The following is a 4,383-nucleotide window of genomic DNA, read 5'->3' as shown; positions in this document are numbered from 1 at the left end:
CGGCGGGCGTCGCGTCGCGCAGCACGACGTGCAGCGGCCCGAGCGGGGGGCGGGCCTGACCCGTGGCTCGACGGGCGAGGTGGCGGGGCAGCCACTGCGGTGTCATGCGCACGAACGAGAAGCCCGCACCCGCCCCCGGTCCCGTGGCGGTGCCGTCGACGCGCACCCTGGTCCCTCCGCCGTCGAGCGGCTCGAACGTCACGTCGATGGTGACGTTGTCGACCGAGCTGTCCCAGGCCAGGCGTGCCCCCGGCTCCCAGGCGATGACCCGCCCGAGCTCGAGGTCGCCGTCGGGGTAGAGCTCGAGGATCCGGCCGCCGACCCCGGGCTCGATGCGGCGTCCGACGACGCGGGACGAGTCCCAGGCGTCGATCGGGCCGTTGCCCCACCATTGCTGGAACTCGTCGGTGAACACGGTGAACGCGGTCATCGGGTCGACGTCGACGTCGACGGCCTCGGTCATCGTGGGCGGTGTGGACCGTGTCATCGGGCTCGCTCCTCCGCGTGCTTCTTGAACGACTCGAGCTGCACGCGCCACTCGGCCTGCAACTGGTCGAGCCAGGCCTGGATGGCGGTGAGCGACTGCGGGCGGAGCCGGAAGACGCGGGCTCGGGCGTCGGTGGGCAGCCGCTCGTCGGCCACCACTCCTGCGTCGAGCAGGACCCGTAGGTGGTTGCTCATCGCCTGAGGTGACGTGCCTGCCTCGGCGGCGAGTTGCCCGGCCCGCCGCGGCCCCTCGGCGAGTAGTTCCACCACCCGTCGACGGGTCGGATCGGCCAGCAGCTCGAACATCGCGGTCGCTGACAGTCCCGACATGACTGAATTGTTCATCAAGCGATGAAGCGAGTCAACGAGGGGCGGGCCACTCGTCCCCACGCCAAGAGATTTCTGACAGTTGTAATTTACTGCCACGTCAGTCTACGGTGCCCTTCACGCAGTCCGCCCGGGCTGTGTCGCCCGTGAGGGTGGTCTCATCGTGGGGGGAACATGAGAGTCAGATCATTGAAGACAGCGATCGGAACTGGCGTCACCGCGGCAGCACTCGTGCTGACCGGTCTCGTCGGCAGCCCGGCCGATGCGCAGTCCAACCCGTTCGAGCGGGGTCCGGCGCCCACGGCGTCGTCCCTCAGGGCTCGCAGCGGGCCGTACGCCACGACCTCGACCTCGGTGTCGGGCGTGGCCGTGAGCGGCTTCGGCGGCGGTCGGATCTACTACCCGACCACCACGAGCGACGGCACGTTCGGCGGGGTCGTCCTCGCCCCGGGCTTCACCGCCTACGCCAGCACCTACGCGGGTCTGGCCGAGCGGGTCGCCTCGCACGGCTTCGTCGTGTTCGCCATCGACACCAACAGCACCGGCGACTTCCCGCCGAGCCGAGGCGATCAGATGCTGAGAGCCCTCGACTACCTCGTGCAGAACAGCTCGGTGCGCAGCCGGGTCGACGCGTCGCGGTTGGCGGTCGCCGGTCACTCCATGGGTGGCGGCGGCACGCTGGAGGCGGCGAACGACCGTCCCAGCCTGCAGGCAGCGGTCCCGCTGCAGCCCTGGCACTCCACCAAGAGCTGGTCGAACATCGATGTGCCGACCATGATCATCGGCGCCGAGAGCGACTCGATCGCCTCGGTCTCGTCGCACTCCGAGCGGTTCTACACCAGCCTGAACGCCGACGAGACGGCCTACGTCGAGCTGAACAGCGAGTCCCACATGGCCGCGGCCACCAACCCGGACGACCAGGCGTACGCCATGATCAGCTGGCTGAAGCGGTTCGTCGATGACGACACCCGCTACGAGTCCATGCTCTGCCCGCCTCCGTCGAGCTCCGACTACTCCGAGTGGCGTGACACCTGCCCCGGTCCCGGTGGCGGCACGACCCCGCCGACGACCACGCCTCCGCCCACCGACGAGTGCGAGTGGTGGGAGTGGTGGTGCTAGCTCCCTGAACGCCGGGCTCCCGCCCGATCGTTCGCACGGTCACGGCCTCACGGCCTGACCGGTCGCAGGTGCCCTTCCGGCATCGGGACGGCGTGGCTCCGGCCACCCAACCCGATCAACCGGGAGGGCACCGGCGCGTCCACCCGCCGTGGACGCGTAGCCTCCGCGCCCATGGGGAACAGCGGGACGGTGGAGACGGGTGACGACGTCGGTGCGGGGCGAGCGCCGGTGAAGCTCGACGTGCAGCTGTCGAACTCGGTGATCGATGCGGTCGACCGGGCCAGGGCGCTGCAGGAGATCGGGGTCGACGGCGCGTTCTCGTTCGAGAACGCCCACGACCTGTTCCTCCCGCTCGCGGCCGCGGCGCCCGTCTGCTCGCTCGACCTCTACACCAACGTCGCCATCGCGTTCCCGCGCTCGCCGATGCACCTGGCGCAGACGGCATACGACCTGCACCAGCTGAGCGGGGGCCGCTTCAGCCTCGGCCTCGGGAGTCAGGTGCGAGCGCACGTCGAGAAGCGCTACGGCAGCCGCTGGGACAAGCCGGTGGCGCAGATGCGGGAATGGGTGGTCGCCACCAAGGCGATCCTCGCCCATTGGCAGGACGGCAGCCCTCTGGCGTTCCAGGGTGAGTACACCCGCCACACCCTGATGACGCCGGCCTTCGACCCGGGCCCGAACCCGCACGGCATCCCGAAGGTGCTCGTCGGCGCGCTCGGCCCCCGGATGAACGAGATGGCGGCGGAGGTCGCCGACGGCATCCTCGTGATGCCGTTCAACAGCGCCCGCCACATGACCGAGCGGACGATCCCGGCGATCGAGCGCGGCCTCGACGCCGCCGGCCGCGACCGCCGCGACATCGAGATCACCGTCGAGGTGATCGTCGGGCTCGGACGCACGGAGGAGGAGCTGGCGGCGGCGAGGGCGATAACCGGCATCCTCGGCTTCTACGGCTCGACGCCGGCCTACAAGGCCGTGCTCGACGTCCACGGGTGGGGCGGGCTTCAGCCCGAGCTGAACCGGCTGTCGAAGGCGGGCGATTGGTTGACGATGGCGACGCTCGTCGACGACGAGATCCTCCACACGCTGGCCGTCTACGGCGACCCCCGCCACTGCGCCGAGGAGATCGTGGCCCGGTACGGGGGTTGGGCAGATCGCATCTGCGCGTACTTCCCCGGCTACCAGGTCGCCGACGAGGCGATCGCCGAGTTCGTCGGCGAGCTGCGCCGTGCCGACTCGTCCACCCGCGCCTGACCCGGGCCCCCGACCGCAGCGCGAAGGCGCCGATCGGTCAGCCGATGCACGCCGCGAGCGACGCCTGCAAGGCGCGCTGTGCCGCGCCCTCAGCCGTCACGTCGACCCGCACCGGCTCGCCGTCGCCGGTGTCGACGAGCGCGACGAGGATGAACGTCCGCTTGTACTCGATCAGGGCGTGCGGGTCGCAGCGCGCCGCCGTGAGGGCGATCTCGATGGTGGCGGCCGTGTGGTCGTCGTCGATCTCGGCCAGCGCGTCGGGCGGATCGACAGACGGGTCGGGCGGACCCGCCGCCACGAGGTCGAGGTCGAAGATCACGTTGCCCTCGACCCCCAGCACCGTGACGGCGGCACCCGCCTCGAGCTGGGACGCGGTGATCGCGCCGACGACGGTGCGCGGAGCGGTGCGCTCCCACCGGTCGCCGAGGCGCAGGTCGACCTGTTCCCGCACGGCGGCGACGTCGCACTCGGCGTCGCGCAGGCTCGCGAGGAGGTCGGGCGGGCTCTGCTCGGCCGTGACCGTCACCTCCTCACCGTCGACGGTGAGGATCACGAGCGTCGGCTCGTCGGTGTCGCCCTCGCAGCGCGCCTCACCGAAGGACACTGGCATGGCGACCGGGCCGTCGTCAGCGCGCAGGACCGGGTCGCGCGGGTCGGACGGCACGGGCTCGAACCAGGGCGAGTCGAGCCGGACGGCCTCCACGCGCACGTCGCTGTCGCCCTCGTTGCTCAGGTTCACCCGCACCCCGCGTTGGGTTTCGAACAGCCGCGACCGCTGCAGGGTCGCGTGGACGTCGGACGTGTCCGCCGCGGCGGTCGTAACGGCGTCACCCGCGCCGGCCGAGTCGAGGCTGTCGCTTGGGCACAGGGCGAGGATCGCGCACGACGCTCCCAGGCCGATCGCCACCAGAGTCCGCATCGCGGGACGATAGCCAACGGGTGTGGGGACGCTCGGTAGCGCGATCTGCACAGCCACTGGAGCACCGCTATATTGACGCGCCAGTAAGTTAGCGAACATCGACGGCGACGCAGGTCACGGGAAGGACCAATCGTGGGAGAGGCGCAGGCACGAAGGCTCGCACCGGAGCAACGCAAGGCCCTGCTCATCGAGGCGGCACAGGAGACGTTCGCGACGCGCGGGTACACACAAGCCGGGCTGGCCGAGGTCGCGTCGCTCGCCGGCGTGTCGAAGACGTT

At 70.8% G+C, this 4,383-nt stretch carries 5 protein-coding genes and 1 pseudogene; 3 read left to right on the top strand and 3 right to left on the bottom strand.

The window, feature by feature from the left end:
- Together PV363_RS16090 and PV363_RS16085 are read right to left on the bottom strand one after the other, a co-directional pair.
- Positions 1-487: pseudogene (locus tag PV363_RS16090) on the bottom strand (bleomycin resistance protein); the annotation flags it as partial.
- Entirely contained in the window at positions 484-816 is a 333-nt protein-coding gene (locus tag PV363_RS16085) for a metalloregulator ArsR/SmtB family transcription factor (protein WP_301022860.1), read from the bottom strand. The gene PV363_RS16085 and the pseudogene PV363_RS16090, both read right to left, overlap by 4 nt.
- A gap of 186 nt (positions 817-1,002) precedes the next feature.
- On the opposite strand from PV363_RS16085, the gene PV363_RS16080 reads away from it, so the two are divergent.
- Together PV363_RS16080 and PV363_RS16075 are read left to right on the top strand one after the other, a co-directional pair.
- Positions 1,003-1,932 carry an alpha/beta hydrolase gene (locus PV363_RS16080; RefSeq protein WP_301022859.1) on the top strand — a complete coding sequence of 310 codons (930 nt, stop codon included), beginning with the start codon at positions 1,003-1,005 and terminating at the stop codon, positions 1,930-1,932.
- A 171-nt stretch (positions 1,933-2,103) separates the two neighbouring features.
- The gene (locus tag PV363_RS16075; protein WP_301022858.1) at positions 2,104-3,186 is read left to right on the top strand and encodes a TIGR03617 family F420-dependent LLM class oxidoreductase; all 1,083 of its coding nucleotides are present in this window, start codon (positions 2,104-2,106) and stop codon (positions 3,184-3,186) included.
- 37 nt (positions 3,187-3,223) lie between these two features.
- Here the strand turns inward: PV363_RS16075 and PV363_RS16070 are convergent, their stop codons facing one another.
- Positions 3,224-4,105 (bottom strand): hypothetical protein, encoded by an 882-nt coding sequence (locus PV363_RS16070; RefSeq protein ID WP_301022857.1) that lies wholly within the window; start codon positions 4,103-4,105, stop codon positions 3,224-3,226.
- 132 nt (positions 4,106-4,237) lie between these two features.
- Between PV363_RS16070 and PV363_RS17985 the strand changes: the two genes are divergently transcribed.
- A partial coding sequence (locus tag PV363_RS17985; RefSeq protein WP_366525497.1) for a TetR family transcriptional regulator occupies positions 4,238-4,383 on the top strand: 146 nt, incomplete at its 3' end.

This window comes from Mumia sp., assembly GCF_028803055.1.
Taxonomy (GTDB): Bacteria; Actinomycetota; Actinomycetes; order Propionibacteriales; family Nocardioidaceae; genus Mumia.
This window is presented reverse-complemented; position numbering and strand designations above follow the sequence as displayed.